At 66.0% G+C, this 26545-nt stretch carries 22 protein-coding genes and 1 other annotated feature; of the genes, 10 read left to right on the forward strand and 12 right to left on the reverse strand.

Annotation, left to right across the window (positions count from 1 at the left end):
* Window positions 1–3: 3 nt before the first annotated feature.
* Window positions 4–1362 carry a phosphoglucosamine mutase gene (gene glmM / locus ACILRJ_RS17175; protein WP_395684435.1) on the reverse strand — a complete coding sequence of 453 codons (1359 nt, stop codon included), beginning with the start codon at window positions 1360–1362 and terminating at the stop codon, window positions 4–6.
* Window positions 1363–1424: 62 nt separating this feature from the next.
* Complete coding sequence (gene dksA, locus ACILRJ_RS17180) at window positions 1425–2276, reverse strand: RNA polymerase-binding protein DksA (RefSeq protein WP_395684436.1); 852 nt, start codon at window positions 2274–2276, stop codon at window positions 1425–1427.
* Between the two features lie 116 nt (window positions 2277–2392).
* Here dksA and yidD point away from each other — a divergent pair, with 116 nt between their 5' ends.
* The 3 genes from yidD (at window position 2393) to ACILRJ_RS17195 (ending at window position 4913) form a co-directional block, all read left to right on the forward strand.
* Window positions 2393–2656: a membrane protein insertion efficiency factor YidD gene (gene yidD, locus ACILRJ_RS17185; protein WP_395684437.1), complete on the forward strand. Its 264-nt coding sequence runs from the start codon at window positions 2393–2395 to the stop codon at window positions 2654–2656.
* Window positions 2653–3987 carry a dihydroorotase gene (locus ACILRJ_RS17190; protein ID WP_395684438.1) on the forward strand — a complete coding sequence of 445 codons (1335 nt, stop codon included), beginning with the start codon at window positions 2653–2655 and terminating at the stop codon, window positions 3985–3987. The genes yidD and ACILRJ_RS17190 overlap by 4 nt, the downstream gene beginning before the upstream one ends.
* Before the next feature lie 101 nt (window positions 3988–4088).
* Complete coding sequence (locus ACILRJ_RS17195) at window positions 4089–4913, forward strand: M23 family metallopeptidase (RefSeq protein WP_395684439.1); 825 nt, start codon at window positions 4089–4091, stop codon at window positions 4911–4913.
* Window positions 4914–4961: 48 nt separating this feature from the next.
* Here ACILRJ_RS17195 and ACILRJ_RS17200 read toward each other — a convergent pair whose 3' ends face one another.
* On the reverse strand, window positions 4962–5360 hold the full coding sequence (locus ACILRJ_RS17200) for a hypothetical protein (RefSeq protein ID WP_395684440.1): 399 nt from the start codon (window positions 5358–5360) through the stop codon (window positions 4962–4964).
* 109 nt (window positions 5361–5469) lie between these two features.
* Complete coding sequence (locus ACILRJ_RS17205) at window positions 5470–5886, reverse strand: hypothetical protein (RefSeq protein WP_395684441.1); 417 nt, start codon at window positions 5884–5886, stop codon at window positions 5470–5472.
* 417 nt (window positions 5887–6303) lie between these two features.
* On the opposite strand from ACILRJ_RS17205, the gene ACILRJ_RS17210 reads away from it, so the two are divergent.
* The 3 genes from ACILRJ_RS17210 (at window position 6304) to ACILRJ_RS17220 (ending at window position 10421) form a co-directional block, all read left to right on the forward strand.
* Window positions 6304–8331, forward strand: a complete 2028-nt coding sequence (locus ACILRJ_RS17210) for an amidohydrolase family protein (protein ID WP_395684442.1) — start codon at window positions 6304–6306, stop codon at window positions 8329–8331.
* A 135-nt stretch (window positions 8332–8466) separates the two neighbouring features.
* Window positions 8467–9840 carry an ATP-dependent RNA helicase DbpA gene (gene dbpA / locus ACILRJ_RS17215; RefSeq protein ID WP_395684443.1) on the forward strand — a complete coding sequence of 458 codons (1374 nt, stop codon included), beginning with the start codon at window positions 8467–8469 and terminating at the stop codon, window positions 9838–9840.
* Window positions 9837–10421 (forward strand): DUF1415 domain-containing protein, encoded by a 585-nt coding sequence (locus ACILRJ_RS17220; protein ID WP_395684444.1) that lies wholly within the window; start codon window positions 9837–9839, stop codon window positions 10419–10421. Before dbpA ends, ACILRJ_RS17220 begins: the two co-directional genes overlap by 4 nt.
* 150 nt (window positions 10422–10571) lie before the next feature.
* Here ACILRJ_RS17220 and ACILRJ_RS17225 read toward each other — a convergent pair whose 3' ends face one another.
* The gene (locus ACILRJ_RS17225; RefSeq protein WP_395684445.1) at window positions 10572–12809 is read right to left on the reverse strand and encodes a hypothetical protein; all 2238 of its coding nucleotides are present in this window, start codon (window positions 12807–12809) and stop codon (window positions 10572–10574) included.
* Window positions 12810–13092: 283 nt separating this feature from the next.
* Between ACILRJ_RS17225 and ACILRJ_RS17230 the strand changes: the two genes are divergently transcribed.
* A complete protein-coding gene (locus tag ACILRJ_RS17230; RefSeq protein ID WP_395684446.1) occupies window positions 13093–15177 on the forward strand; it encodes an alkaline phosphatase D family protein in 2085 nt (694 codons plus the stop codon).
* Between the two features lie 529 nt (window positions 15178–15706).
* Here ACILRJ_RS17230 and ACILRJ_RS17235 read toward each other — a convergent pair.
* Complete coding sequence (locus ACILRJ_RS17235) at window positions 15707–17146, reverse strand: M20/M25/M40 family metallo-hydrolase (RefSeq protein WP_395684447.1); 1440 nt, start codon at window positions 17144–17146, stop codon at window positions 15707–15709.
* A gap of 243 nt (window positions 17147–17389) precedes the next feature.
* Here ACILRJ_RS17235 and ACILRJ_RS17240 point away from each other — a divergent pair, with 243 nt between their 5' ends.
* On the forward strand, window positions 17390–17860 hold the full coding sequence (locus tag ACILRJ_RS17240) for a hypothetical protein (protein WP_395684448.1): 471 nt from the start codon (window positions 17390–17392) through the stop codon (window positions 17858–17860).
* Window positions 17861–18340: 480 nt separating this feature from the next.
* Here the strand turns inward: ACILRJ_RS17240 and ACILRJ_RS17245 are convergent, their stop codons facing one another.
* Window positions 18341–19273 carry an HNH endonuclease gene (locus ACILRJ_RS17245; RefSeq protein WP_395684449.1) on the reverse strand — a complete coding sequence of 311 codons (933 nt, stop codon included), beginning with the start codon at window positions 19271–19273 and terminating at the stop codon, window positions 18341–18343.
* A 123-nt stretch (window positions 19274–19396) separates the two neighbouring features.
* Between ACILRJ_RS17245 and ACILRJ_RS17250 the strand changes: the two genes are divergently transcribed.
* Together ACILRJ_RS17250 and ACILRJ_RS17255 are read left to right on the forward strand one after the other, a co-directional pair.
* A protein-coding gene (locus ACILRJ_RS17250; RefSeq protein ID WP_395681472.1) for an IS3 family transposase occupies window positions 19397–20610 on the forward strand; the annotation gives its coding sequence in 2 pieces (ribosomal slippage) (window positions 19397–19682 and window positions 19682–20610; 1215 coding nt in all).
* Window positions 19675–19791, forward strand: a sequence feature (AL1L pseudoknot). (Overlaps the previous gene by 117 nt.)
* Window positions 20611–20695: 85 nt before the next feature.
* Window positions 20696–21511: a restriction endonuclease gene (locus ACILRJ_RS17255; protein WP_395684450.1), complete on the forward strand. Its 816-nt coding sequence runs from the start codon at window positions 20696–20698 to the stop codon at window positions 21509–21511.
* A gap of 94 nt (window positions 21512–21605) precedes the next feature.
* On the opposite strand, the gene ACILRJ_RS17260 is transcribed toward ACILRJ_RS17255, so the two are convergent.
* From ACILRJ_RS17260 to trxC, 5 genes are all read right to left on the reverse strand, one after another.
* Window positions 21606–23165 (reverse strand): hypothetical protein, encoded by a 1560-nt coding sequence (locus ACILRJ_RS17260; protein WP_395684451.1) that lies wholly within the window; start codon window positions 23163–23165, stop codon window positions 21606–21608.
* Window positions 23166–23254: 89 nt separating this feature from the next.
* Window positions 23255–23563 carry a hypothetical protein gene (locus ACILRJ_RS17265; protein WP_395684452.1) on the reverse strand — a complete coding sequence of 103 codons (309 nt, stop codon included), beginning with the start codon at window positions 23561–23563 and terminating at the stop codon, window positions 23255–23257.
* Window positions 23564–23634: 71 nt separating this feature from the next.
* Window positions 23635–24195 carry a hypothetical protein gene (locus tag ACILRJ_RS17270; protein WP_395684453.1) on the reverse strand — a complete coding sequence of 187 codons (561 nt, stop codon included), beginning with the start codon at window positions 24193–24195 and terminating at the stop codon, window positions 23635–23637.
* A gap of 113 nt (window positions 24196–24308) precedes the next feature.
* Window positions 24309–25469, reverse strand: a complete 1161-nt coding sequence (locus ACILRJ_RS17275) for a restriction endonuclease (RefSeq protein ID WP_395684454.1) — start codon at window positions 25467–25469, stop codon at window positions 24309–24311.
* Between the two features lie 274 nt (window positions 25470–25743).
* The gene (gene trxC, locus ACILRJ_RS17280; protein ID WP_395684455.1) at window positions 25744–26193 is read right to left on the reverse strand and encodes a thioredoxin TrxC; all 450 of its coding nucleotides are present in this window, start codon (window positions 26191–26193) and stop codon (window positions 25744–25746) included.
* Window positions 26194–26545 lie beyond the last annotated feature (352 nt).

A 26545-nucleotide genomic window follows, 5' to 3' on the forward strand; every position in this document is an offset into this window, starting at 1 on the left:
CGTTCAGGCGTTCTTCTTGGCAGCTGCCGATCTTACGGCGTCCGCGAGCCCGGCGGCGAGCCGTTCGACCAGCGCGGCGTCGCCCGCCTCGACCGTCACGCGCACCAGCGGCTCGGTGCCGGACGGGCGCAGCACGACGCGGCCCTGCCCTTCCAGCTCCGCGCGCACGCGCTCGTACACATCCTGCACGCCGGCATCGGCAACGAGCGCTGCGGCACCGCCGGCAACGCGGATGTTGACGGTGGTCTGCGCGACCTTGCGCATGCCGGCGACCGCCTCGTCGAGGTCGCGCGCGCTGCGCCGAAGAACGTCGAGTACCTGCAACGCGGCGACGATCGCATCGCCGCTGCTGGTACGGTCGAGCGTGAGGACATGTCCCGACGCCTCGCCGCCGAGCACGCCACCTTGCTGCTTGAGCTGCTGCAACACATGGCGATCGCCGACGTTCGCGCGAATGAACGGCACGCCGAGTTCGCGCATCGCGCGCTCGAGGCCGTAGTTGCTCATGAGGGTGCCGACCAGCGGGCCGTGCAGTCGGCCACTCGCATGCCAGTCGGTCGCGAGCACGTACAACAGCTGGTCGCCGTCGACGATCGCGCCGTGGCGATCGACCATCTGCACACGGTCGCCGTCGCCGTCGAACGCGATGCCGAGATCGGCACCGGCGGCGACCACGGCGCGCTGCAACGCCTGCGGGTGGGTCGAACCGACGTCGCGGTTGATGTTGAGACCGTCCGGCTGCACGCCGATCGCGCTGACCTGCGCGCCGAGCTCGCTGAACACGGTCGGCGCGATCTGGTAGGTCGCGCCGTGCGCGCAGTCGAGCACGATGTGCATGCCGCGCAGGTTCAGCGCCGGCGGCACCGTCGATTTGCAGAACTCGGCGTAGCGCACGACCGCTTCGCGCACGCGCACAACCTTGCCGATCGATTCGGAACTCACCGTCGTGAACGGCGCGTCGAGCTCGGCCTCGATCGCGGCCTCGACCTCGTCGTCCAGCTTCTCGCCCTCGGCCGAGAAGAACTTGACGCCGTTGTCATGGTGCGGATTGTGCGAGGCGCTGATGACGATGCCCGCGCTCGCGCGGAGCGAACGCGTGAGATAGGCCACCGCGGGCGTCGGCATCGGGCCGAGCAGGCTGACGCCCGCACCGGCCGCGACCAGCCCGGCCTCGAGCGCGGACTCGAACATGTAGCCGGACACGCGCGTGTCCTTGCCGATCACCACGTTGACTGCAGCGCCACGCGCCGCGAGCACGCTGCCGACCGCGCGACCGAGCTTGAGCATGAACTCCGCGGTTATCGGCCACTCGCCGACGCGGCCGCGGATGCCATCGGTACCGAAGTAGCGGCGAGCAGTCATTTCGAAGCTGGGCCTGGGGGCTGGCTTGCGCGACCGTGGACCAGGGCTCCCGCCCCGGTTCCTCAGTCGCCCATCTGCTTCTGGCGGTGCTCCCAACGTTCCTGCGCGTCGAGGCTGAGCGTGGCGATCGGTCGCGCCTCAAGGCGCTCGATGCCGATTTCCTCGTCGGTTTCCTCGCAGAACCCGTAGCGGCCTTCCTCGATGCGCTTGAGCGCCTTGTCGATCTTCGCGATCAGCTTGCGATAGCGGTCACGCGTGCGCAGCTCGAGCGAATTCTCGGTCTCGCGCGTCGCCCGCTCCGCCTCGTCGCCGACATCGCGCACTTCGTCGCGCAGGCTTTCGATCGTCTGGCGGCTTTCCTCGACCAGTTCCTCGCGCCACTTCGACAGCTTGTTGCGGAAGAACTGCAACTGGCGCGGGCTCATGTACTCCTCTTTCGCGGTCGGCTTGTAGCCGTGCGGAAGTTCGATCTGCACTGTGGCCGGCAACGCGTAGCGGCCGTCCTGCATGGTCACGCCGTTCTCGGCCGCGGTCTCGGCCTTGGTTTTCGATTTTGCTGCTGCGGGCTTGCTTGTAGTCACGAAATTCCTGGATGGCTCTGTCGCCTTGCCGGCAACGGGTTTCGGTTTCGCGGGCGCTGGCGCCGGCTTCGCGACCACGACGGGTTTCGCGGGCACCGGCTTGGCGACCTTCTTTGCGGGCTTGGCCGGTTTCGCCGGCGCGGCTTTCTTGGCCGGAGCGGGCTTCGCGGCGGCGCGCGCAGGCGCCTTGGCAACCTTCGCCACCTTCTTCACAGTAGCGGGCTTGGCGACCTTCTTCGCTGCGGCCGGTTTGCCCTTCGCAACAGGCTTCGCGGCGGGCTTGGCAGCTTTCGCCTTGGCACTCTTGCGCGGATCGGGTTTGTTCTTCGCCATTCCTCGGCCCATCTTGTGATTCGGCGGTCGCGTGTTATAGCCTAAGTCCTACCCCCCGGCAACCGCCAAAAAACCTTGCCGCGACGTGCGATTGCGCGCGCCTGCCGGACGCGCACATGCCTCGCCCGACGATTCTGCTGCTGCAGTATTACAAGCGCTGGGTGAGCCCGCTGCTCGGCGCGCGCTGTCGCTTCGAACCAAGCTGCTCCGATTACGCGCGCGTTTCGATCGCGCGCTTCGGCACGTTGCGTGGCGGCTGGCTCGCATTCTGGCGCATCATTCGCTGCCAGCCGCTGTGCAATGGCGGCTTCGATCCCGTGCCGATGCATTTCCGCCTGCGACCGACGCGTTGCACGGCACACCCACAGGAACGCCCATGACCGACTGGCTGATCACGAATGCCGAACTCGTCAACGAGGGACGCCGCTTCCACGCCGACCTGCGCATCCGCAACGGACGCATCGAGCACATCGGGCCGAGCCTGACTTCGCGCGGCGACGAACGCGTGTTCGACGCCGCGGGCCGCTGGCTGCTGCCCGGCATGATCGACGACCAGGTGCATTTCCGCGAACCGGGACTCACCCACAAGGCCGACATCGAATCGGAATCGCGCGCCTGCGTCGCCGGCGGCATCACCAGCTTCATGGAGATGCCGAACACGCGGCCGCCAGCCACCAACCGCGAGGCGCTCGAAGCGAAGTACGCGCGCGCCGCGCAGGTGTCGCGCGCGAACTACGGTTTCTACCTCGGCGCGACCAACGACAACCTCGCCGACATCCGCGCGCTCGACCCGAAGTCGGCGCCCGGCATCAAGGTGTTCATGGGCGCATCGACCGGCAACATGCTGGTCGACGACCCGGCCACGCTCGACGCGATCTTCCGCGACACGCCGGTGCCGATCATCACGCACTGCGAAGACACGCCGATGATCCTCGCCAACGAGGAAGCCGCGAAGGCGCGCTGGGGCGAGGACATTCCCATCGAGCAGCATCCGCTGATCCGCTCGCGCGAGGCGTGCATCAAGTCGACCCGGCTCGCAATGTCGCTGGCACGGAAGCACGGCACGCGCCTGCATGTGCTGCACATCTCGACCGCCGACGAATGCGCGCTGTTCGAACCCGGCCCGGTCGCCGGCAAGCGCATCACCGCCGAGACCTGCGTGCACTTCCTGCATTTCTGCGAGGCCGACTACGCGCGCCTCGGCAGCCTGATCAAGTGCAACCCGGCGATCAAGACCGCCGCTGACCGCGACGCGATCACGCGCGCGCTCGCCGAAGGCCGCATCGACGTGCTCGCGACCGACCACGCGCCGCACCTCGCCACCGAGAAGTCGAACAAGTACCCGCGCTCGCCGTCCGGGCTGCCGCTGGTGCAGTACGCACTGCAATGCGCGCTCGAACGCGTGTTCGACGGCGCGCTGACGCTCGAGCGCGTGGTCGAGGCAGTCACGCATGCCCCGGCGACCTTGTTCAACGTGAAGGAACGTGGCTACCTGCGCGAGGGCTACCGCGCCGACCTCGTGCTGGTCGATCCGCAAAAGCCGCACTTCGTCGGCGCCGCGGAAGTCCTCTCGAAGTGCTCGTGGACGCCGTTCGAGGGCCACACGTTCCGCTCGACCATCGCCGCGACCTTCGTCAACGGCCAGCTCGCGTGGCAGGAAGGCCGCCTCGACGACCAGGTGCGCGGCATGCGCCTGGAGTTCGCGCGGTGACGCGCGCGACGACCTCGCGACTGCCTGGCGTGGGAGCGGCGGCTGCCGCGATGCTTTTTCATTCCGCCTTGCACACGGATCGCGGCTTCCGCCGCTCCCACATGGCTTCGATCGCGCGCACGACGTTGCTCGTCGCGGCCACCTTCCTCGAGCACACGGCGGCGGCTGCCGCGTTCCCCGACCAGGTCTCGCAGGGCGCGCTCGTGCGCACGATCGTGAATCCGCACGCGAAGGTACGCGTGGCCGGTCACACGTTGCGAGTCGGCCCCGGCGGCGAGATCGTGTTCGGCGTCGGTCGCGACGAACAGGGCCCGGTGACGATCGACATCACCGAACGCGACGGCCAGCGCGAACGGGTCGCGATCCCGGTGACAACGCGCGACTTCCCGGTCGAGCGCATCGAAGGCGCGCCGCCGAAAACGGTCGAACCACCGCCCGACATCGCCGAACGCATCAAGCGCGAACAGGCGCGCGTCGTCGCCGCGCGCAATCGCGACGACGCCCGCACGGATTTCACGCAGGCGTTCGCGTGGCCGGTCGACGGCCGCATCAGCGGTCGCTTCGGCAACCAGCGCGTCTACGTCGTCGACGGCAAGGATGTGCCGAAGTCGCCCCACTCCGGCATGGACATCGCGGCAGCGCAGGGCACGCCGGTGAAAGCCCCCGCCCCGGGCATCGTCACGTTCGCCGACCCGGACCTCTACCTCACCGGCGGCACGGTCCTGCTCGACCACGGCCACGGCGTCAGCTCGAACTTCCTGCACCTGTCGCGCATCGACGTGAAGGTCGGCCAGCGCATCGAACAGGGCCAGGTCATCGGCGCCGTCGGCATGACCGGCCGGGCGACCGGACCGCACCTGCACTGGGGCATGAACTGGTTCGACGTGCGCGTCGATCCGCTGCTGCTGCTGGAACCGGCACACTAGAAACGGACTCGCGACGGCCGCCAGCGGTTCCTCTCGCGCCCTCGAACGTCAACGCGCCAATCGCTTCGCGTTGGCTTTTGCCTTGCGCAGGAACGGTGACACCGCGCTCGTCGAAAGATCGGCGGCGGAGGCCTGCATCAGCGTGGTGAGACTGCGACCGTCACTCGTGGCAACCCCGCCCGCGGCAAACCAGGGGCGCATCAGGAGTGCGGCGAACTGCGTCTGGATGCGCAGCACGGCCATCGTCATGCTAGCCATCGATTCCATCGACGCGCTCACCTTCTCCTGCACCATGAGACGGGCCTCGCGTTGATTCGTCGCGGCCTCCCCCGTTTGCGTCATCCGCGCGGTGCGGCGGGCGACGACCAGCGGGGAAATGCGCGCCAGTTCGGCGACTTGCGACAGCGCACGCGTTTGCTTTCTCTGTGAACGGATCGACATGCTCATCCAGCGGACATCCGGATCGGACGCGCCAGTGTAGCCGGCACAATATGAAGGCCACCTGTGTTGCGCGTGCGAGCACGCATCGCCCAACGGCAGCGGCGCACCCGATGCATCAGGCCGGATCGCGCGCAGCGCCGTACCCGGGCCACTCGCGAACCGCAAGCCAGATGCCGATCGACGCGGAGATCAGCGCGGGAACGAAAAACGTCAATTGCCCCGGCGAGAAATTGCCGTGGGACACGTCGAGCGCCAGCACGACAAGACTGCTGCCGATTGCCAACGCAGCCACGCATGCGCTCGCGAACCAGCGGAAGCGCACGGTGACACCGCCGATCACGAGCAACACGAATGCAGCGATGCAGGCGAGCACGCCCCATGGAAACAACCACAGGAACGTGTCGAGCAGCACGCCGAGGAAGCCGAGCAGCGATCGGGTCGCGATCGCGTTGCCGAGGATCAGGAAAGCAGCAGCGAGCCCGATACCGGGCAGCGCGAGCGCGAGGCTCAGCAGATACAACAGCGGTCGCATCAAAGGCCACCTGCCCCACGTGTGGCGTTCGCCTCGGTGCGTGCCAGCCTATCGCGGGCGCGCGCAGCGGTCCACCCGATTCGGTTCGGGCGTTGCTTGCAGAACGAAGCATGGGAAGAACAGGAGCACGAGCTAGTGGAACGCAAGGACGCGAGCCATCCGTTGCCGGGCCGGGCGTTTCTGCCCTACCCGTTCGCGTTGAGCGCAGCGAGCGGGAGCGAGCGGGAGCGAGCGAAGTCGAAACGCTCGCGAGAACTGGAATACCCTTCGACTCCGGCCTTTCAGGCCTGCGCTCCGGGCGAACGGATTTCGAACCGACGCACCACCCCCAACCGCCCGCGGCGGCGCAGGCCCGCTCGTGTTCGTTCACAATGCCGTGCGTCGTCACCACTCACCCATCTGCCGGAGTGTCCCACCATGAGGAAATGCCTCGCGCTCGCCGTTGCGTGCTCGCTTGCTCCAGTCGCCGCCGTTGCCGCGGAAGGGGCGCGCTACTCGGCCATCTTCGGCGGCAAGAACGTCGGCCATGTGTTCGTCACGACCTCGGGCAACCGCAGCACGGTCGACTACGACGTGAAGAACAACGGGCGCGGACCGACGATCGCGGAGACGATCACGTTCGACAAGGATGGCTTGCCGGAGTCGTGGACGGTCAGCGGCACGACCACGTTCGGCAGCAAGGTCGACGAGCGCTTCTCGCGCAGCGGTTCGCGCGCAAGCTGGACCGACTCGACCGGCAAGGGCAGCGCCACGCTGACCGCGCCCGCGGTGTATGTCGCGCAGAGCGGCAGTCCGTGGGGCGACCAGGTCTATGCGACCGCGTTGCTGAAGCGCCCGGGCATGACCATGCCGGCACTGCCGGGCGGCACCCTGCGCCTGGAGAAGGGCGACGTACTCGATGTCGCCGGCGCCGGCGGTCCGCTCAAGGTCACGCGCTACACCTTGTCCGGGATCGACCTGACGCCCGAGACGATGCTGCTGGATCCCGATGGAAACCTCTTTGCCGCGGTGTCGCCGACCAGCATCGTGGTGCGCGAGGGCTACGAAGGCGAGGAAGTGCGCCTGCGCAAGCTCGCCGCCGACTGGACCACCGAACGCTACGTCGCGATGCAGCGCGAGGTCGGGCACGACTACGGCGCACCCGTGCGCATCCGCAACGTGCGCGTGTTCGACCCGACGACGAGCGCGCTGACCGATCCGGTTTCGGTGCTGGTCAACGACGGCAGGATCGCCGCGGTCGAAGCGCTCGACAGCCCGGCGACGCCTGGCGAGGTCGCCATCGACGGTGCCGGCGGGACCCTCGTCGCCGGCATGCACGAAATGCACGCGCACCTCGGCCAGGACGGCGCGCTGCTGAACCTGCTCGCCGGCATCACGACCGTGCGCGACATGGGCAACGACAACGCGGTGCTCGATGCGCTGGTGAAACGCATCGACAGCGGCGAAGTCGCCGGCCCGCATGTCGTGCGCTCGGGCTTCATCGAAGGCAAGAGCCCGTTCAGCGCGAACAACGGCTTCGTCGTCGACAGCCAGGACAAGGCGATCGACGCGGTGCGCTGGTACGGCGCGCGCGGCTACTGGCAGATCAAGGTCTACAACAGCATGAACCCGGCGTGGGTACCGGCGATCGTCGCCGAGGCGCATCGCCTCGGCATGCGCGTCGCCGGCCACGTGCCCGCGTTCGCAACCGTCGACCAGATGATCGAGGCCGGCTACGACGAGACGACCCACATCAACCAGTTCGCGCTCGGCTGGGTCATCGGCAAGGACGAGGACACGCGCACGCTGTTCCGACTGACCGCGCTCAAGCGCCTGCCCGCACTCGACCTCGACGGGCCGAAGGTGCAGCACACGATCGACCTGATGGCGCAGGGGCACAAGGCGATCGATCCGACCCTCGGCATCCACGAAATGCTGCTGCTCGGCCGCGACGGCAAGACGCCGCCAGGCGCGGTCGACTACATCGACCACCTGCCGGTCGGCGCGCGCCGCGACGCGATGAAACAGCTCGCCGACACCTCGAAGCCGGGTGACGACGCGGCCTACCGCGGCGCGTTCGACAAGCTCGTCGACGTCGTGCGCCGCCTGCACGAGCGCGGCGTGTTCATCCTGTTCGGCACGGACACCGGCGGCTCGTTCAGCTACCACCGCGAGCTGGAGCTGTACCAGAAAGCCGGCATGACCGCGCCGGAGATCCTCAAGCGCGCGACGTTCGACAGCGCGAAATACCTCGGCGAGGACCAGCACAGCGGCTCGATCGAGAAGGGCAAGCACGCCGACTTCTTCCTCGTGCGGGGCGATCCGACCCGGGACCTCAAGGCGATCAAGACGATCGCGATGGTGGTCAAGGATGGCCACTTCTACTATCCGAGCGAGGTATACCCGAAGTTCGGCATCAAGCCGTTCGTCGCGGCACCGAAGGTGGTCCTACCGCACGCCCAGTGACGCGGGTCTGGTGGGAGGGCGGTACGCGCAGAGCGCGTGCCGCCGCTCCGCATCCGGCGGGACTCGCCGCTGCGCGGCTCGACGCGCCCTGCAGTCGTGCCGCGCACGATCCTGCCCGACCTGCGAGAATCGCGCATGCCCAACCCATTCTCCGCGATTCCCCTTCCCCCGGCCCTGCACGCTTCGCTGGAAACGCTCGGCTATGTCGAGATGACGCCGGTGCAGGCGGCGAGCCTGCCCGCGATCATCACCGGGCGCGACGTCATCGCGCAGGCACCGACCGGCAGCGGCAAGACGGTCGCGTTCGGTCTCGGCCTGCTGCACCGGCTCGACGTGACGCTGGTGAAGCCGCAGGCGCTGGTGCTGTGCCCGACGCGCGAACTCGCCGACCAGGTCGCGAAGGAACTGCGCCGCCTCGCCGCCGCGATCCCGAACCTCAAGGTGCTGCTGCTGACCGGCGGCGTCGCGCTCGGACCGCAGCTCGCGAGCCTGCGCAAGGATTCGCACGTGGTCGTCGGCACGCCGGGTCGCGTGCAGGAGATGATCAAGAAGCAGGCGCTGTCGCTGGCGAAGGTGAAGACGCTCGTGCTCGACGAAGCGGACCGCATGCTCGACATGGGTTTCGAGGAAGCGATCCGCGACATCGTGCGCAGCCTGCCGCCGAAGCGCCAGGGCCTGCTGTTCTCGGCCACGTTCCCCGAAGAGATCCGCCGCATCGGACACGACCTGCTGCGCGAACCGCTCGAAGTCACGATCGGGGGCGCCGCCGAGAAACCCGAAATCGACGAGCGGTTCTTCGAAGTCGAGCTCGCGCGCAAGCCGGCCGCGCTCGCGGCGCTGCTCGCGCAGTACAAGCCGGAGTCGAGCGTGGTGTTCTGCAACACGCGGCGCGACGTCGACGACGTCGTCGAAGCGCTCGGCGACGCCGGCATCGACGCACTCGCGCTGCACGGCGACATCGAGCAGCGTGATCGCGACGAAGTGCTGGTGCGCTTCGCCAACCGCAGCTGCAGCGTGCTCGTCGCGAGCGACGTCGCCGCGCGCGGCCTCGACATCAAGGATCTCGCGGCGGTGATCAACTACGAGCTGCCGCCCGACAAGGACATCTACCAGCATCGCATCGGCCGCACCGCGCGCGCGGGCGCGAAGGGCCTGGCGCTGAACCTCGTCACGCCGCGCGAGATGCCGCGCGCGAACACGCTCGAAGCGCTCGCCGGTTCGCCGCTGTGCTGGGAAGCGATCAGGCCTGCCGGCGGCAAGGCCGAGAACCTGCATGCGGCGATGGTCACCCTGCGCATCGACGCCGGCCGCACCGACAAGATGCGTCCCGGCGACATCCTCGGCGCACTCACCGGCGACGCCGGGCTCGTCGCCGCTGCGGTCGGCAAGATCGACGTGTTCCCGACGCGCTCCTACGTCGCGATTCGCCGCGCCGATGCCGGCAAGGCACTGGAGCGCTTGCGCGCGCGCGGCATCAAGGGACGCAAGGTGCGCGTGGCACGCCTGTGAGCGACGGCGCGCGCACGGATGCATCGCAGCCACCGGCACACGATGCAGTCGTTGCCGCGACACGGCACTGGATCGAACGCGCGGTGATCGGCCTCAACCTGTGCCCGTTCGCACGCGCGCCGTACGTGCAGGACCGCCTGCGCATCCAGGTGAGCGGCGCGCGCGATACGGAAGCACTCGCCGACGACCTGCGCGCGGAACTCGCATGGCTGCGCGACGCCGACGCGACGCAGTACGAAACCAGCCTGCTCGTGCATCCGTTCGTGCTCGGCGACTTCGCCGACTACAACGACTTCCTCGACGCCGCCGATGCCGTGCTGGTCGAGATGGAACTCGACGGCGAGATCCAGGTCGCGAGCTTCCACCCGGACTACCAGTTCGCCGACGTGCCCGCCGAGGCGATTGAGAACGCGACGAACCGCTCGCCCTACCCGACCCTGCACCTGCTGCGCGAATCGAGCATCGACCGCGCGGTGGAATCGGGCATCGACACCGACGCGATCTACGAACGCAACATCGAGACCCTGCGCGGGCTCGGCCATGCCGGCTGGCGCGCGCTGGAGAAGGACGTCGATCCCTGACGCGGCGAACGGCTGGCGCCCGGCGGCACCCGCTGCGCACGTACCACCCCACGGGCTGCAGGCATCGCCGCTTCCGCGCTCCTGCGACCGCATCGACGCCGCGCTGGCGAGCCCTCCCCGCGACGGGGAGGGCTCCAAGCTCAGGCAGCGCTACGGCGCTTCGAATCCGCTCTTGAAGACGCGGTCGTTGCCGGTGACGACGACCACGTTCGAGTACTCGGACGTGTCGTTCGCGGTGCAGGCCGCGAGCAGGATGCCGTTGTTGCCGGCGAAGCAGCGCAGCTGCGCCTGCCAGCCACTGCCGCCGGCGGGCGTGTCGGTCAGCGGCGTGATGTCGGTCGCGGTCATCACGATGCGGCGGCCGGGCGCGACGCTGACGAGCGTCGCGGTGCAGCGTCCGCCGGTGCAGGCGCCGCTGTTTGCCGGCACGCCGCCCACGGTCGTGCTGACCAGTTGCTCGCCGAGGAACGTCATCGACGTCGCGGCGGTGGTGGTCGCCGCATCGATGGAATAGAACTCGAGGCGGAAGTTCGCCACGCCATGCGTGCTGATCGTCCACTGCACCGTGGTGCTGCCGTTGTTGATGGGTCCGACCGAGCCGGCGCAGACACCGGACACTTCGGTGCCGGCGCAGATGTGCGCGGGCGCCTGGTCGCGGTTGGCGTAGTTCAGCGGGATTTCCGCATGCGGGCCGTCGAGCGCGTTTTCCGGATGCTCGAGATCGATGTCGACGCCCGTCAGCGCCTTCGCGTTGCCGAACACACGGTTGCGCTGGAACAGGTTGCTCCAGCCGTTCTGGTCGCCGCCGCCGTTGCGCAGCTTGATGCCGTTGCGCTTGTTGGCGACGATGATGTTGGTGTCGGCCGCGGCCGGGCCACCGATGGTGGTCGCGCTGGAGGCATTGATGTGGATGCCGTCGACGCCGTTGCCGAGCGCGACGTTGCCGGCGAACGCGGGGCTGACGCCGATCGAGTTGCCGGCGATGCGCGTGCTCGCGGTGCCGCTGCCCTTCACGACGATGCCGTGGCGCGCATTCGCGGCGATCACGTTGGCAGTGATCTCGTTGCCGGTCGTCGTCACGATCACGCCGTCGCCGGAATTGCCGTACGCGGTCGAGGCCAGCGTGGTGCCGACCGGGAACTCGGCCAGTCCGATCGTGTTGTGCAGCACCTTGATGCCGTTGCTCGCCCCGGTGATCACGATGCCGGCGCTGTCGTTGCCGAGCGTGTCCGGAAACGCGTTGTTGTTCACACCGTTGTTGTCGGCGATCACGTTGGCCGGGCCGATCATCAGCCCGATGCTGCTCGGGTTGAAGCTGGTCGGATCGGTGTCGGGTTTGGTGTCGGCGACGATGCCGCTCAGCGCGTTGCCGATGTGCGCGCTCTGCAGCGTGGCGCTGAGGCCGATGCGGTTGCCCATGATGAAGTTCGGCAGGAACACCGCACCCGCGTCGACGCGGATGCCATTCGCACCGTTGCCGCTGATGACGTTGCCGGGGCCGATCAGGTTGCCGAAGGTGGAGCCGACCAGGTGCACGCCGTCGGCACCGTTGGCAATCGCGATGTTGCCGCTGACGTCGGTGCCGATCATGTTGCCGCTGACGGTGACCGCGGCGAGGTTCTCGCTGAAGATCTCGATGCCGTTCTGCACATTGCCGGAGATCACGTTGTTGCTGATGCGTACCGGATGCAGCGACGCCAGCGCGGTCGCGAGGTTGTTGGAAAACGCATTGATGCCCGATGCGTCGACCGGCTGCACCGGGAAGTTCTGGTACAGGCCGAGCAGGAAGTTCGAACTCGTGTCCGGGTAGACGTGCGAGGCGGACACCGAGATGCCGTCGCCGCCATTGGGCATTGCCAGCAGGCCGGTCGCGTTGACGCCGATATAGTTGCCGCTGAACACGTAATCGTGGCCGTTCGCGCTGATGCCGGCGCCGCTGCAGTTGCCGATCACGAGGTTCAGCAGCTGCGAGCCGGTCGCGCCGTCGGTGTGGCCGACCGCTGGCGTGCCCGAATCGGTCAGGTCGAAGCAACCGTGGCCGTTGCCGTTGATCGTCGCGTGGTTGCCGTTGACGGTGAACGGCGCGCGCAGCTGCGTCAGGCTGCCGTTGACGAGCGTGATCGTCGGCACGCCGATGTTGATGATGTGGCTGCCCGAGCGCGTGTTGCCGATCGCGATTGCGGCGCGCAAGGTGCAGTGCGAGGTATTGCCGAGGGCGGCGCATTGATTGGTGATCGCCGGATCCTGGCCGACGTCGCTCGCGATGTCGACGTTGTAGACATCCGCCACGGCGGGCATCGCCACCGCACACAGCAGTGCCGCCAGCGTACCGCGCGTCAGCCGCGAGGTGCGTCCGCTGCGCACGGGCGCGCTTCGTATCGATTTCATGCTTTTCCCCTTCGTTTCAGATCAGTGAGCGGTCGCGGGCGTTTGCCCGCCTCCATCGATGAGCGCCCGTTCGCGGGCCACATCGGGAGGGTTCAGTACGCAGATACGCAAAAGGGGGGGATTGCAGACAGGCCGGCGCGAACGCGCGCGATCCGGTGTTCCAGGCCGCCACCTTATCGCAGCCAGGTCGTCCCTGCTCCGACTTTCGGCACGCTCGCCCGGGGCCCGGTGGGTTTAGCGTTCGTGCCCGTTCCATCCATTCGCCGTCGCCATGGGGGATGCCATGCCGGAACTCGATCGCCGCGAATTCCTGAAACTCGCCGCCACCCTCGGCGCGGCGCTGGCCTGGGGCTGCACGCCGCTTCGCCCTTCCACGAGCGGCTGGCGCGAACGCCGCGACCTGTATCCGCAGGGCGTCGCTTCGGGCGATCCGGACGAGCACAGCGTGCTGTTGTGGACGCGCCGCCCGTACGCGGACGGGCGCACGGACGCCCGCCTGCGCGTCGAAATCGCCGAAGACGCCGCCTTCACGCGCGTGCTCGCGACCGCGATGGCGCGCGTGTCGGCCGAGTCGGACTGGACCTGCCGCGTGCTCGTCGCCGACCTGCAGCCGGCCGGCGAGTACTGGTACCGCTTCGTCGACGCCGACGGCAACGGCAGTCGCATCGGGCGCACGCTGACGGCGCCGCGACGCGACGATCCGCGTCCGGCGCGCTTCGCGTTCGTCAGTTGCCAGGACATCTGCGAAGGCGCGTTGAACGGCTATCGCCGCATGATCTTCGAAGACGAACGCGCCGCGCCCGCGGAACGCATCGGCTTCGTGCTGCACCTCGGCGACTTCGTCTACGAGGTCGTGCAGTACCCCGAGCAGGTCAAGGACGGCCATCGCTACGACCGCCGCATCACGTTCCCGGTGAAGTATCCGAAGGGCAAGAAGGTCGCCAAGGACCGCTTCTGGGTGCCGGACTCGCTGGAGGATTACCGCGCGCTGTACCAGGGCTACCTCGGCAACCCGGACCTGCAGGATGCACGCGCGCGCTGGCCGTTCGTCGCGATGTGGGACAACCACGAATTCTCGTGGCAGGGCTGGCAGTCGATCCAGCAGTTCCCCGGCACCGACGGGTTGATACCGGCGCAGACACTCAAGGTCGCGGCGAACCAGGTCTGGTTCGAGTACCAGCCCGCACGCGTGCTGCCGCCGGGTTCTTCGCTGGACGCGTTCAAGGCACCGCACGTCATCGACACGCCGGTGAAGGCGTTCGACGACAACGGGCTGGGAACCGAACCCAACAACCTCGCCGCGATCGACAGCCTCATCGCCTATCGATCCCTGCGCTGGGGTCGGCACATCGATCTCATCCTCACCGACCAGCACAGCTTCCGCTCCCGCGACCCCGGCGACCGCGAAGAAATCAATCCGCTGTTCGAAGGCGACACGCTCGGCTTCATCCCCGAGGAGTTGTGGAAACAGGTCGACGCCGGCCGTGACTACGCGAACGGCCATCCGCCGGCGACCTTGTCATTCGGCGACAAGCACGTCGCCAACTACCGCGCCGGCGAGGCCGCGCAGACCGTGCTCGGCGCCAGACAGAAGGCATGGTTCCTGGAACAACTGCGCGGCGCGACCGCGACCTGGAAGATCTGGGGCAATTCGCTCGGCACGCCCGACTGGCGCGTCGATCCGCAACACCTGCCGCCTGCACTCGGCAAATACCCCGAAGGCGCGGGCTACGCGACGATGTCCGTCGGCGACTGGGGCAGCACGTACCACGAACGCGGCGAGATCTACGACGCCGTGCGCGACGCCGGCATCACCGGCTTCGCGATCGTGTCCGGCGACCGCCACAGCTTCTGGGCCGGCTACGCGGCCAAGGACCTGCCACCGGCCGCGTTCGAACCGGTCGGCGTCACCTTCGTCGGCGGCTCGCTCTGCTCTCCGGGCATGGCCGAAGCGAACGAACACAACATCAAGGCCGACGATCCGCTGCGCCCGCTCTACCTCGCCAACGCCGGCGGTGGCCCGCCGCAATGCAACGCCAACCTGCTGCTCCACCACGGCGTGCGTGCCGCACTCGAATACGCGCGCAGCGGCGACCTCGCCAGGGCGCACGCGGCCAGCAATCCGGAGCTGGCGCCGCACCTGTCCTTCGTCGACATGGGCGGCCACGGCTACGCCACCGTGCGCGTCGACGCCGACACGATGACCACCGATTTCGTCTGCATCCCGCGCCCGATCGAGCGCAGCGCCAGCGAGGACGGCGGACCGCTGCGCTATCGCGTGCGCCATGAAGTGCCGCTGTGGCGTGCCGGCGAACGACCGCACATGCGGCAGATCGTGCTCGAAGGCGACGCGCAGTTGTCGGTTTGACGCAGCAGCGACGCGAAGCACCTGGGAGCGGCCCCTGTGGGAGCAGTCACTATGGGAGCGGCTCCTGTGGGAGCGGCGGAAGCCGCGATGCTTTTCACTCGATCAACCAAGAGCATCGCGCCTTCCGGCGCTCCCACAAAAGCGAGCGCGACCCCTGTGGGAGCAGCCCCTGTGGGAGCGGCGGAAGCCGCGATGCTTTTCCTTCAATCGATGAAGAGCATCGCGCCTGCCAGCGCTCCCACAAAAGCGAGCGCGGCCCCTGTGGGAGCAGTCGCTATGGGAGCAGCCCCTGTGCGAGCGGCGGAAGCCGCGATGCTTTTCCTTCAATCAACCAAGAGCATCGCGCCTGCCGGCGCTCCCACAAAAGAGCGCGCGACCCTGAGGGAGCAGTCGCTATGGGAGCGGCCCAGCGGCTCCTGTGGGAGCGGCGGAAGCCGCGATGCTTTTCCTTCAAATCGGCGAAGAGCATCGCGCCTGCCGGCGCTCCCACAAAAGCGAGCGCGGCCCCTGTGGGAGCGGCGAGATGTGCCTACTTCGCCAGCGCCTTCACGAGGTCGTAGAGGTAGTCGCGGCCAACGTAGACCGAACGCACCTCGAGCCGCTCGTTGAGGCCATGCGCGCCGTTGCCGTCGGGATCGCCCCATGCGCCCGGCACGCCGTAGGTCGGGATGTCCACCGCCGACAGGTACAGGCCATCGGTCGCGCCCGTCGACATCGATGGCACCACCGGCACACCCGGCCAGTACTTCGCGCTGAGCTTTTCCATCGGGCCGATGATCGCCGGGTCGAGCGCGGGCATTTTCGCCAGCGGCTTGTCCTTGCGTGCGAGGTCGATGGAGATCGCCTTGTTGCCGATCGCATCGGCCAGTTGCTGGCCGATCTCGGCCGGCGTATGTCCGGGGAAGATGCGGCAATTGACGTTGGCCTCGACCCGTTGCGGCAGCGCATTCACCGCGTGCCCGCCGTCGATCATCGTGCCGACGCAGGTGGTGCGCAGCATCGAGTGGTAGCCCTTGTCGGTGTTGACCAGCGCAGCCGCCTTGGCGTCGTTCGGATCCTTTGCGAGCGCCACCATCGCGTCGCCCAAGGCATCCTTGCGCGCGGCGCCCGCGCGCTCGAAGAACACGCGCGTGGTGTCGCTGAATTCCTGCGGGAATTCGTGGTCGCGGACCTTCAGCAACGCCTCGCTCATCGCGTACATCGCGTTGTCGCGCACCGGCTGCGAGCTGTGCCCGCCGGGATTGGTCGCGACCAGCTTGTAGTCCTGGTAGATCTTCTCACCGACCTGGATCGACTGGTCGATGATGTGGCCCTTGCCGTCGGTATCGCCGCCGCCGCCCTCGTTGAGCGCGAACGCCGCGTCGATGAGGTCGCGCTTGTTGTTGGCGAGGTATTGCGCGCCGTTGAATGCGGTGTCGGTCTCCTCGCCGCAGGTGAGCGCCATCTTCACCGTGCGCGCGGGCTTGTAGCCCGACTGCTGGAAGCGGATCAGCGTGTCCGCCCAGGTCGCGGCCATGAACTTGTCGTCGGAAATCCCGCGCGCGTAGTAGTAACCGCCTTCCTCGACCAGCTTGAACGGGTCGCGCACCCAGTCCTCACGCTTGGCCGCGACGACGTCGATGTGCGCGAGCAGCAGGATCGGCTTCAACGTCTTCGACGTGCCGGGATACACGGCGACGATGCCGCCCTCCTTCGGATGCTCGGGCACGGAGAACAGCGTGATGCGGTCGTCGCTGAAACCCGCCATCTTCAGGCGCGCCGCAATCTGCGCCGCGGCGCGCGTGCAGCCACCGTTGTCGGGATTGGGAATCGACGTGACCGAGGTGTCGGTCTCGACCAGTTCCTTGTAGAGGTCGAGGAACTTCTTCTGGTCAGGGCGAAGCTCGCCCATCTTGCCGGTCGGCACCTGGGCCGTGGCGGGACCCGCCACCAGTGCAGCGATCGTGAGTGCGAGCAATGCGGACTTCATGAGCCTTTCCCCGAGTCGGTACCCAACCCCATCATGCCGTGTGGCGGGGTGAATGGGGGGTGACGAAGGTCATGCCGCGCCGTCGCGGCGACGCCCGGGACGGACCCCTGCCCCGTCACGGGTCCGAAAAATAATTTCACTCCGTCTCATCGGGCGGGACGCGCCCCTGTTCCAATCCTCCTCGTGCCAAGGGGCACGGGTTCGGCCGCCATCGGGGCGGTCGGGCAATCAAGAGGAGTCGCCATGTCGTCCCAAGCCAGTGTTTCGCTGTCCTTCACCGATGTCCAGCTCGCCGCGATCGATGCGGCCCTCACCGAACTGGAGACCCAGTTCGCCGGCCTCGTCGGCCTTACCGCGGATCAGCGCAGGATGCTGACCAAGATGGGCAACAAGTCCGAGGCGTTCTGCCGACAGACCATCTCCCTGCTCGGTCAGAACCCCCAGCTGGTTCCGGAGAGCGTTCGCCTGGCCGATTCCCGGCAACTGCTGGCAGCGCTGGATGAACTGCGTCCACGCATGCAGCGTCTGCAACGACTCGGCGAACGCATCGCCGATACCGACACGGCGGTCGGTTCCGCCGTGATGCAGACCGCGTTGCAGGGCTACGCGCTGCTCAAGGTGACCGGACGCAACCAGGGCCTGGAAGCCCTGCGCGAGTCCGTCGGCGAGCGCTTCGCGCGCAAACCGCGTACTCCGGAAGCGAAAGCGGCCTGACCGCTCCTCTCCGCCTTTCCCGTTTGGGAGCAAGCCGCAGTGATGCGGCTTTTTTCTTGCCCGCCGATGGCAGGCGCCCGAGCCGACGTCGTGCCGGCCCCGATGATCCGCCCCGCATCGCGAAACGTTGACGCGCGATCCCCAACGTTCGGGAAACCCGCCGCTCCGTTTGCCGATCGAGCCTGACCTTTCGCCCATCGAGCCCGGCGATTCGAGCAATGTGCCCGGAACGCCGAGCACTGCGCGCGGAATGCCGAGCGATGTGCCCGGAATGTCGAGCACCCGCGCCGAAGAGTCGAGCAACATGCCCGGTCCTCCGAGTCCGACGGCCGAGTGTTCCGCAAGATCGCTCGATGCGCCGGGCAATTCGCTCGGCGCGCCGGGATCGATCAGCGGCGCTTCGAGCAGCGGGGCCGGGAGGCCGGGCGGCATGGTCGGAGCGGCGAGACAGGATCCGCGGTGCGCGTACACCCACGCGGCTCACCGGCTCGCGAGGAACACATCGAACCTTGCCGCGAGGCGGTCGCGGCTCGGTTGGTCCGTGGTTCTGCGAGGCAGCCGGATCATCCGCTTGTCCAATTGCTTCAACGCTTCAAGCATTGGGCCGTCGTGTTGTCCCAACAGACGGTCGGACACGTGCAGGCGGAAGTCCGGGTCGATGCCGAGCAAATGCGCATCGAACGCGGCGTGGTGCAGCTTGCTCATCGGCAACCCGTTGGGGACGACAGGTTGCCCCATGTCTTCATCCCTGTCCGCGATGATATGCGCGGCATCGAGCAGCATCGGCTCAGGTAATTCCGACAGCGCGCAGCGGCCCTCGTATGCAGTGATGACTGCCTGGCGAAACGTCGCTTGATGCAGTCGCTGCTTCACCGCACGCAATGCGTATCGACGCGCAGGCTCCGAGTCTGGCAAGCGATCCGCTTCCGCACGAACGGCATCTCCGAAGCCTACCAGCGCTCTCAGGCGCGTTGCGTCCCAACCGCCGATGTAGGCACGGTTCGCCATGAACTGCCCTGGCGCAACGCCAATGAAGTAGAGGATTGGAATGCGCTGCTGCCACGCGTCGCGCAGCCATAGATTGTCGGCAGCATCCGGATTCGTGCCCATGAACGCATACTCGACGAAGTCCTCGCCACCGTAGATCTTGTCGTGAACATTGCGCTGGTCGTCGTACCACACCTTTGCGCCGGGTCGCGGGAATACGGTGCGGATCGACAGCAGATGCTGCATCTCACGCGGCTTGAAGATGCCGCGCTGTGGATTCACCAGCGGATATCGGTTGCCTTCGAAAACGAAGCCCGCACCCAAGTCTTTCGACGTTAGGGCATCTCTTGTCGCTGAAAGCATCCACACATGATCGAACGCCGCCTGGCGCATTCGTTGATCAAGGGAAGCCTTTTCGTTGGACATTTCGCATCATCGCGCGACAGCATTTGCTTGTACATGCCGACCGCTTCCGCTACTCGAAGGCTTGTCCAGAAATTGAATCGCCCCGGCTTTCCCGGAGGCTCCAACCTTTGAGAGGATGGAGTCATGAAGAAGCCCAACAAGTATGCCCCGGAAGTACGAGAGCGAGCAGTTCGGATGGTGCGCGAGCACCAGGCTGAGCACACCTCGCAGTGGGCGGCGATCGAATCGATTGCTGCCAAGATCGGCTGCACGGCGCAGACGCTGTGCAACTGGGTTCGGCAGGCCGAGCGCGACCAAGGGTCGCGTGCCGGTCTGACGACGGCGGAGCGAGAGCGCGTGAAGACGCTGGAACGCGAGGTGAAGGAGCTACGCCAGGCCAACGAGATCCTGCGCAAGGCCAGTGCGTATTTTGCGCAGGCGGAGCTCGACCGCCGATCCAAGTGATGACGCGTTTCATCGATGAACACCGGTCGATGTACGGGGTCGAGCCGATCTGCAGGGTATTGCCGATCGCCCCGTCGACGTATTACCTGCACGCGGGGCGCCGCGCCAATCCGACGAAGCGACCGGCGCGTCTACAACGCGACGCCGCGTTGCTGCCGCAGGTCAGGCGCGCGTGGGAAGAGAACCAGCAGGTGTACGGGGCGAGGAAGGTCTGGAAGCAGTTGCAACGTGAGCGCTGGGTCGTGGCCCGTTGTACGGTTGAGCGGCTCATGCGAGAGCTGGGCATCGTCGGCGTGGTCCGTGGAAAGGCCGTTCGTACGACCAAGCCCGATCCCGGGCGCCCGTGCCCGCTGGATCGCGTGAATCGGCAGTTCAAGGCCGAGCGGCCCGATCAGCTATGGGTGAGCGACTACACCTTCGTCTCGACGTGGCAAGGGTTCGCCTACGTGGCCTTCGTGATCGACGTCTATGCACGGCGCATCGTGGGCTGGAAGGTGTCCGCTGGCCAGCAAACGCAGTTCGTGCTGGACGCACTGGAACAGGCGCTGCATGCGCGAAGTCCGGCGAACCGACTGGTTCATCACAGCGATCGCGGTTCGCAATATGTATCGATCCGCTACACCGAACGACTGGCCGAGGCAGGCATCGAACCATCGGTCGGCAGCGTGGGCGACAGCTACGACAATGCACTCGCCGAAACAATCAATGGCCTGTACAAGGCCGAAGTGGTGCACCGTCAGTCGTGGCGCAGCCGCGAGCAGATCGAACTGGCGACCTTACAGTGGGTCGACTGGTACAACCATCGCCGCCTGCTCGGCTCCATCGGATACATTCCTCCAGCAGAAGCCGAAGAAAACTATTATCGTCAGCACGAGTCCGCCATCGAGGTGTGACTCAAACCAAACAGCCTCCGGGATTTCCGGGGCGATTCAAATTCCGCGTCGGCGTAATGTCCACACAAACTTGAGAGGAGGCTCTATGGCTCGGCGCAAGGAGGGACTTCTCGATTCGCTAGCCTCATTGCCGTGGCCGGTAGGAATCGTCCTCGGCATCGTCATGTTCTTCGGTATCCGTTACGGCATAGGCTGGTACTTAACTGCGAGTGCATCGTCTCTTACGCAGGCGGTGGGGCGACAGTTCCTGTCCAACGGTGCGCTTACCCTCTTCGCAGGGATGCTGCTCGCGATCTGCTGGCTCGGGGCATTCTTCTCCTGGCTCGCACAACGCAAGCGCAGTCAGCTGCTCGACGCGCAGAGGGGTGTGGAAAGCCTGGGTGCGATGAGCTGGCGTCAGTTCGAAGGGCTCGTGGGCGAAGCCTTTCGTCGTCAAGGATATGCGGTCGAGCACACGGGCCTCGGCGGCACCGATGGGGGTGTGGACCTCGTTCTCCGCAAGGACGGCCGCCGCGAGCTGGTCCAGTGCAAGCAGTGGCGCAAGACGCAGGTTAATGTCGCCGTGGTGCGCGAGATGTGGGGTCTCGCCGCGCATCACCACGTCGACGCCGTCAAGATCGTGTGCGCGGGGAACTTCACTACCGACGCAGAAGCGTTTGCCAGGGGCAAGCCGATCGAGCTCATCAATGGATCGCGTCTCGCCAGCCTCATTCGCGAAGTTCAGGTCACGCGCCCATCTCAGCCACACCGCACCGTCACCGCTACCGTGCCCAACTGCCCGACCTGCGCGGCCAGTATGGTCTTGCGGCGCAATCGAACCAATGGCGACTCATTCTGGGGATGCAGCACCTATCCTCGCTGCAAGGGCACGAGACAGATCGAAAAGGACCGGATGGATTGAAACGAATAGTTCCCGCGTCCCATTTTTTTGAGGGCGCGGCGTGGCCTATTGGTGAGTCAATCACAAGCAGACGCGAGACCACGAAAGGAACACACTAAGAGACCGGCGGAGTCGCGGGATTGCCAGCATTCTCATCGCGCTCTAGAGATTCAACCACGTCCTCAGCCGCGGGCATGACCGCGCCGCGACTTAAGGCAGCCCTCGCCGCTCTCTCTAGCGGATAGTCTGGCGCTTCGCGAACACCAACTGGCCGTCGCTGATCATCTACGCGCCAAAATTCGACTATTTCTATTCCTCGACGCCGAGGCTCCATGAATATAGAGAAATCGAGCGTATAGGCAACAAACCTTCCTTGGCGCCCCGAAGCAGCGGAAGTATTTTGCGAGATTACATGAATCAACTTGAAGTCCAAAAGTTGCAGGAGCAGCTCCTGTTGCTCAGGATGGCTACGCGAGTCCTCATGCCCCACAAGAAAGGCAGTCTTTCTTTTCTCTTTTAGACAGAACGTAATGAGATCAACAAAAACCTGCTCCAAAGCTTGCGCATCGTAGCCGGCTTCCTCCTGGATGTTCGCCAGTTTGCTCTTGTAGGAATGCATGGCAGCCGCTTTGTAGATGTACGTCGGCGTAAGCCGATCGGCTCTACCGTCTCTCACCGACATGTCGATAGCGCCCACAAGGATATTCAGAAAGTCACGGGGCACACCGCCCGACGCGAGCGTAATCGCGCGCGTAGCATCCCCATTAAATAGATCACTGGCGCTCACATTTCGATCAACAGAAGCAGCCATTTCCCCGAGCATTGCGTGAAGATACGTATTGGTGTCCTCAAAGTTCTCAAAGGTCTTGTCTAAGCTAATTTCCTCGACATCTTGGCCAATTTCCACTCCTATTGTTTGGCCTTCATGTATCCGAAGCGACGTCCGATGGCGAATGGTTCCCACTTTCAAGTACGCGTCGGTGCCACGACAAAGGCGATGCAGGTAGTCGATCACGCGCGGTTGGAGATCTCTCTTAATGAGATAGAAATCATCCACGAGGATGTACACCCTTCCCCACTTCCCCTTCATAGAGGCACTAAGCGCTTCCTTATAGTCCTGGAGGTGTCGCTCAAGATGATCTAATTTCTTGCTCTTAAACGTCTTCGTTACCTCACTCTCGTGCTCAGCTGATGCTTCAATGTGTGTAGCTACAGCCGACGTCGCGCCCATCTTTGCTCTTTGGGCGGACTTTTCTTTATCTTTTCTACTCACATCGGCATCGTCTGGCTCGTCCAAAAGCCGACTCAGCTCCTTAATAGTCCTGCTCTGCTGATTTCCAAATAACCCAAACCACTTGCCCTTGGCTTGCGGCAGCCGCTTGAAAATAGTTAATAGTATCCTGATCAGCACATCCGGGAATCCGAGTTTCTTTATTTCGTCTATCCCTACATATATGGCAAGGTATTCGCCATCACTTTCAGCCTGCCTCAGGAAATGAACTTGCAAGCATGATTTACCAGATCCACGCCGACCAAAGAGGATTTGATGCTGAGCGCTCGCAAATCGTTGAAGATTCCCGCCGAGATCTACGTAGATGGGATCATGATTCTCGCGAATCCGGAAGCTATCCCGAATCTGATTCTTGAGTGATTCAACTTCTAACGATTGAAGCATGTTTGCTTCTCCAAACTCTCTTCGATGTGTTTAAACTCGGACGGAAAGCTGAAGCACGCCCCGCGCCCTGCCTCACTATGGGGTCAGGTTCAATTTGTGGCGTTCTGATCCTTGAACTGCGCCCTCACCTCCGGCGCCACCACATCCACTTGCCGCTTCCTCTGCAGGAACGCACGCTGCCCTTCCGGCAACTGGCAATTGCGTGACAGTGTCGTGGCGCCATCGGCGTGCTCCGCGGTCATGTCCTGGACGTTCACGACAACGGCGAGTGTGTCGCCGAGTGGCTGCAGTGCGACGCAGACCTGGTCGATCATCGCCATCGAACGGTATTGGCTGCCTTCGACCATGACGACGAATTTCTCGCGGCCGCGCCATAGCGCAGTGCGGCCGCCGGGCACGGCTTTCGCGGCCAGGCATGCGGCTTCGTGATCCAAGGGCCGGCTTCATCCGCGAGCCATCGTCCCGTCCCTCAGTCCATGTCCTCGACTTCTTCGCGCGCGTCGCGGCATCCGGCGCGCACGTCCTTGCTGGCCGCACCCCTCTCGATTGCGGCCAGCCTCGCCGCGAAGGGCTTCGACCCTCGATCGCTCATAAGGCTGCAAAGATCGACCATGATCTCCACGGAATCGGCGTCCGTGGCGGCCTGATTGCGCTCAAGCCATGATGTCGCGTCTTCCTGCAGCGACGGCGACATCGCACCTTCGCCCTCCCGCAGCGCCTCGATGCGGGCGCGGAGCTCGTTGGGTTCGGTAGGCAGCCTGGGTTCCGGAGTCGTGCCGGCCAGGGCTTCGGTGCAATGGACGCCCGACGTTTCGTGGTACGAGCACACAAAGTGTTTGCCGCGGCACTCGGCTTCCCAGGCGTGCATGCTTCCCATTGGGCCGGTTGCCGTTTCGTTGTAGATCGTGATCTCGTCGCTCGTGCACCCGATGGCGCCCGATGTGAAGCCGCGAGAAATTCGAGCATTCGTGCATCCGGCCACGAGCGTCACTGCCGCCAATAGCCCCGCAATCCGCGCTATCCTTTTCATGCCTTTCCCCTCTTGTGAACCGGCCTCGCGCCGGCGCTCTGGCGACCGCTAGTCGCCGCAAAAAATTTGACGATGTCGCTCTCTTTCTGGAAGGCGAGAAATAGGGGCCAGGTTCATTTGCTGGCCTGCTGATCCTTAAACCGCGCCCTCACCTCCGGCGGCACCACATCCACCTGCCGCTTCCTCTGCAGGAACGCGCGCTGCCCTTCCGGCAACTGGCAGTTGCGTGACAGCGTCGTGGCGCCGTCGGCATGCTGCGCGGTGACGTCCTGGACGTGGACGACGACGCCGAGGGTGTCGCCGAGCGGCTCCAGTGCGACGCAGACCTGGTCGATCATCGCCATCGAGCGGTATTGGCTGCCGTCGACCATGACGACGAAGTTCTCGCGGTCGAGCCACAGCGCGGTGCGCACGCCGGGCACGGCTTTCGCGGCCATGCGCGCGGCTTCGTGGTCGACGGGGCGCGTGACGTCGGGGACGCTGGCTTCGCGAAGGAACTGGCTGCTTGCCCGCATGATGGGTTGCGCAGCGGTGGTGAGGCGACCTGCGCGCGCTGGCACGGGCGACGCTGGCACGGGCGGCGCAGGCGGGACGACGCCATGGGTCGCGGCTGTTTGCGCGTCTACGGAAGCGCCGCGGACTGTCGCGGCGTGCGCGGCCTGCGTGGATGCGGAATCCACCGGTCGCGACGGAAGAAGCAGTACGAATCCCCACAGGACAGCGATGCCCGCCGCGGCGAGGATGACTGCGCTCCTGTCCTTGTCCGACGATCGGCGCGTGCGTCGGTTCGGCGCATTGGCACGGATCGCGTCCGACCAATCGTCGCGGGTGCCGGAATCCTTGAGCGTTTGCGCAGGAAGTTCCGCTTCGAGCGCGGCGAGGTCGATCCACTCGCGCACCGTCGCGCCGTCGACGAGCTGCAGGTTGAGTTGTCGGCTCGCGGCGGCCAGCGCGGCCTGGGTGAACTCGCCGCAGGTGACGAGCACGGCGCCGGTCGCGCCGTGGGTGACCATCACGCCGATGAGTTCATGCACCGCGTTGTGGGTGACCTTGTACGCGTTCCAGCGCTTGCATTGCACGATGAAGTAGTCGTGGCCGCGACGGAGCTTGAGGTCGATACCGCCGTCGTAGGAGCGCCCGGTCGCATCGGCGCCGACGTGCTCGACCGACCAGCCTTGTGCGCGGTAGTGATCGGCGACCAGGGCCTCGAAGCGCGTGGGATCGACGCGCGACAATGCGTCGTCCCGGCGCGTGCGGTTGAATTTCAGTGGCATGCGCGTGCCCGCACCTGCGTGCTGCGCGGCGCCACCGCTGCCGCGACAGCAAGTCGCGGGCTCCCTTCCGTCACCGTCTTCGCCCCCTGTGGCGTCGATGGTGCAGTAAGCAACAAAGGAACTCAGTATTCAACCCTGCCGCTTGTAAGAAATTTCCTACAAGGAGGTGCGTGCGCCCGCGTTGATCGCTCGCCCTTGGACATCCACGCACGCGCGTTTCGCCCGTTGGCGCGGGCATTCGGCGAGCCTCGCGTCCGTGTGTCGCTTGCCCAAACTATCGGGTCGGAAGGTTGCCGCGCGCCCACTGCACGATCTGCTGCATGCCGATGGCGCCGGAATGGCGCGCAACCTCGCGGCCACCGGCGAACAGGATCAGGGTCGGAATGCTGCGGATCGCGAATCGACCCGCGAGTGCCGGCTCGGCTTCGGTGTCGACCTTGGCGAGTCGCAGCTGCGGTTCGAGGGTCGTCGCAGCGGCCGCGAACGCGGGCGCCATGCTCACGCACGGCCCGCACCACGGCGCCCAGAAGTCGACGAGCAGCGGCAGTTCGCCGCGCTGCGCATGCGCGTCGAACGTCGCCGCCGTCAGCGAAACGGGCGCGCCCGTGAACAGCGCCTCGTGGCAGCGACCGCAGCGCGGTGCCTGCGCGAGACGATCGCGCGGCACGCGGTTCATCGACGCGCAATGGGGACAGGGCAACAGCAACGACGGCACGGCACTCATGATTCACCTCGGCATTGCGGCCGAATGTGCGGGCGGCGCGGCGGATCGCAAGGCGTTGCCTGTTCCGGACACATTGGCCCTACCCTGTGCGCAGGCTGCAGCCTGCGGTCCAACGGCCGTCGCGCTGCGCTGGCGTTTCGACTCCGCTCGCTTCGCTCGCTGCGCTCAACGCGAACGGAGTTTCGAGTCCGCCCGGAATGCTCGCTGCGCTCTGCCGCCTCTGCGTGTGCGGACCTGCATCGGCGCCATCGTGCACGCCGCACGGTGAACGGCTCCCGATCTCCTGCAGCAGCAGGAGCATCGCGACTTCCGTCGCTCCCACAGGAGCATCGATGGTCGCAGCCGGTAGGGC

The organism is Dokdonella sp., from assembly GCF_044227025.1.
Lineage (GTDB): Bacteria > Pseudomonadota > Gammaproteobacteria > Xanthomonadales > Rhodanobacteraceae > Dokdonella_A.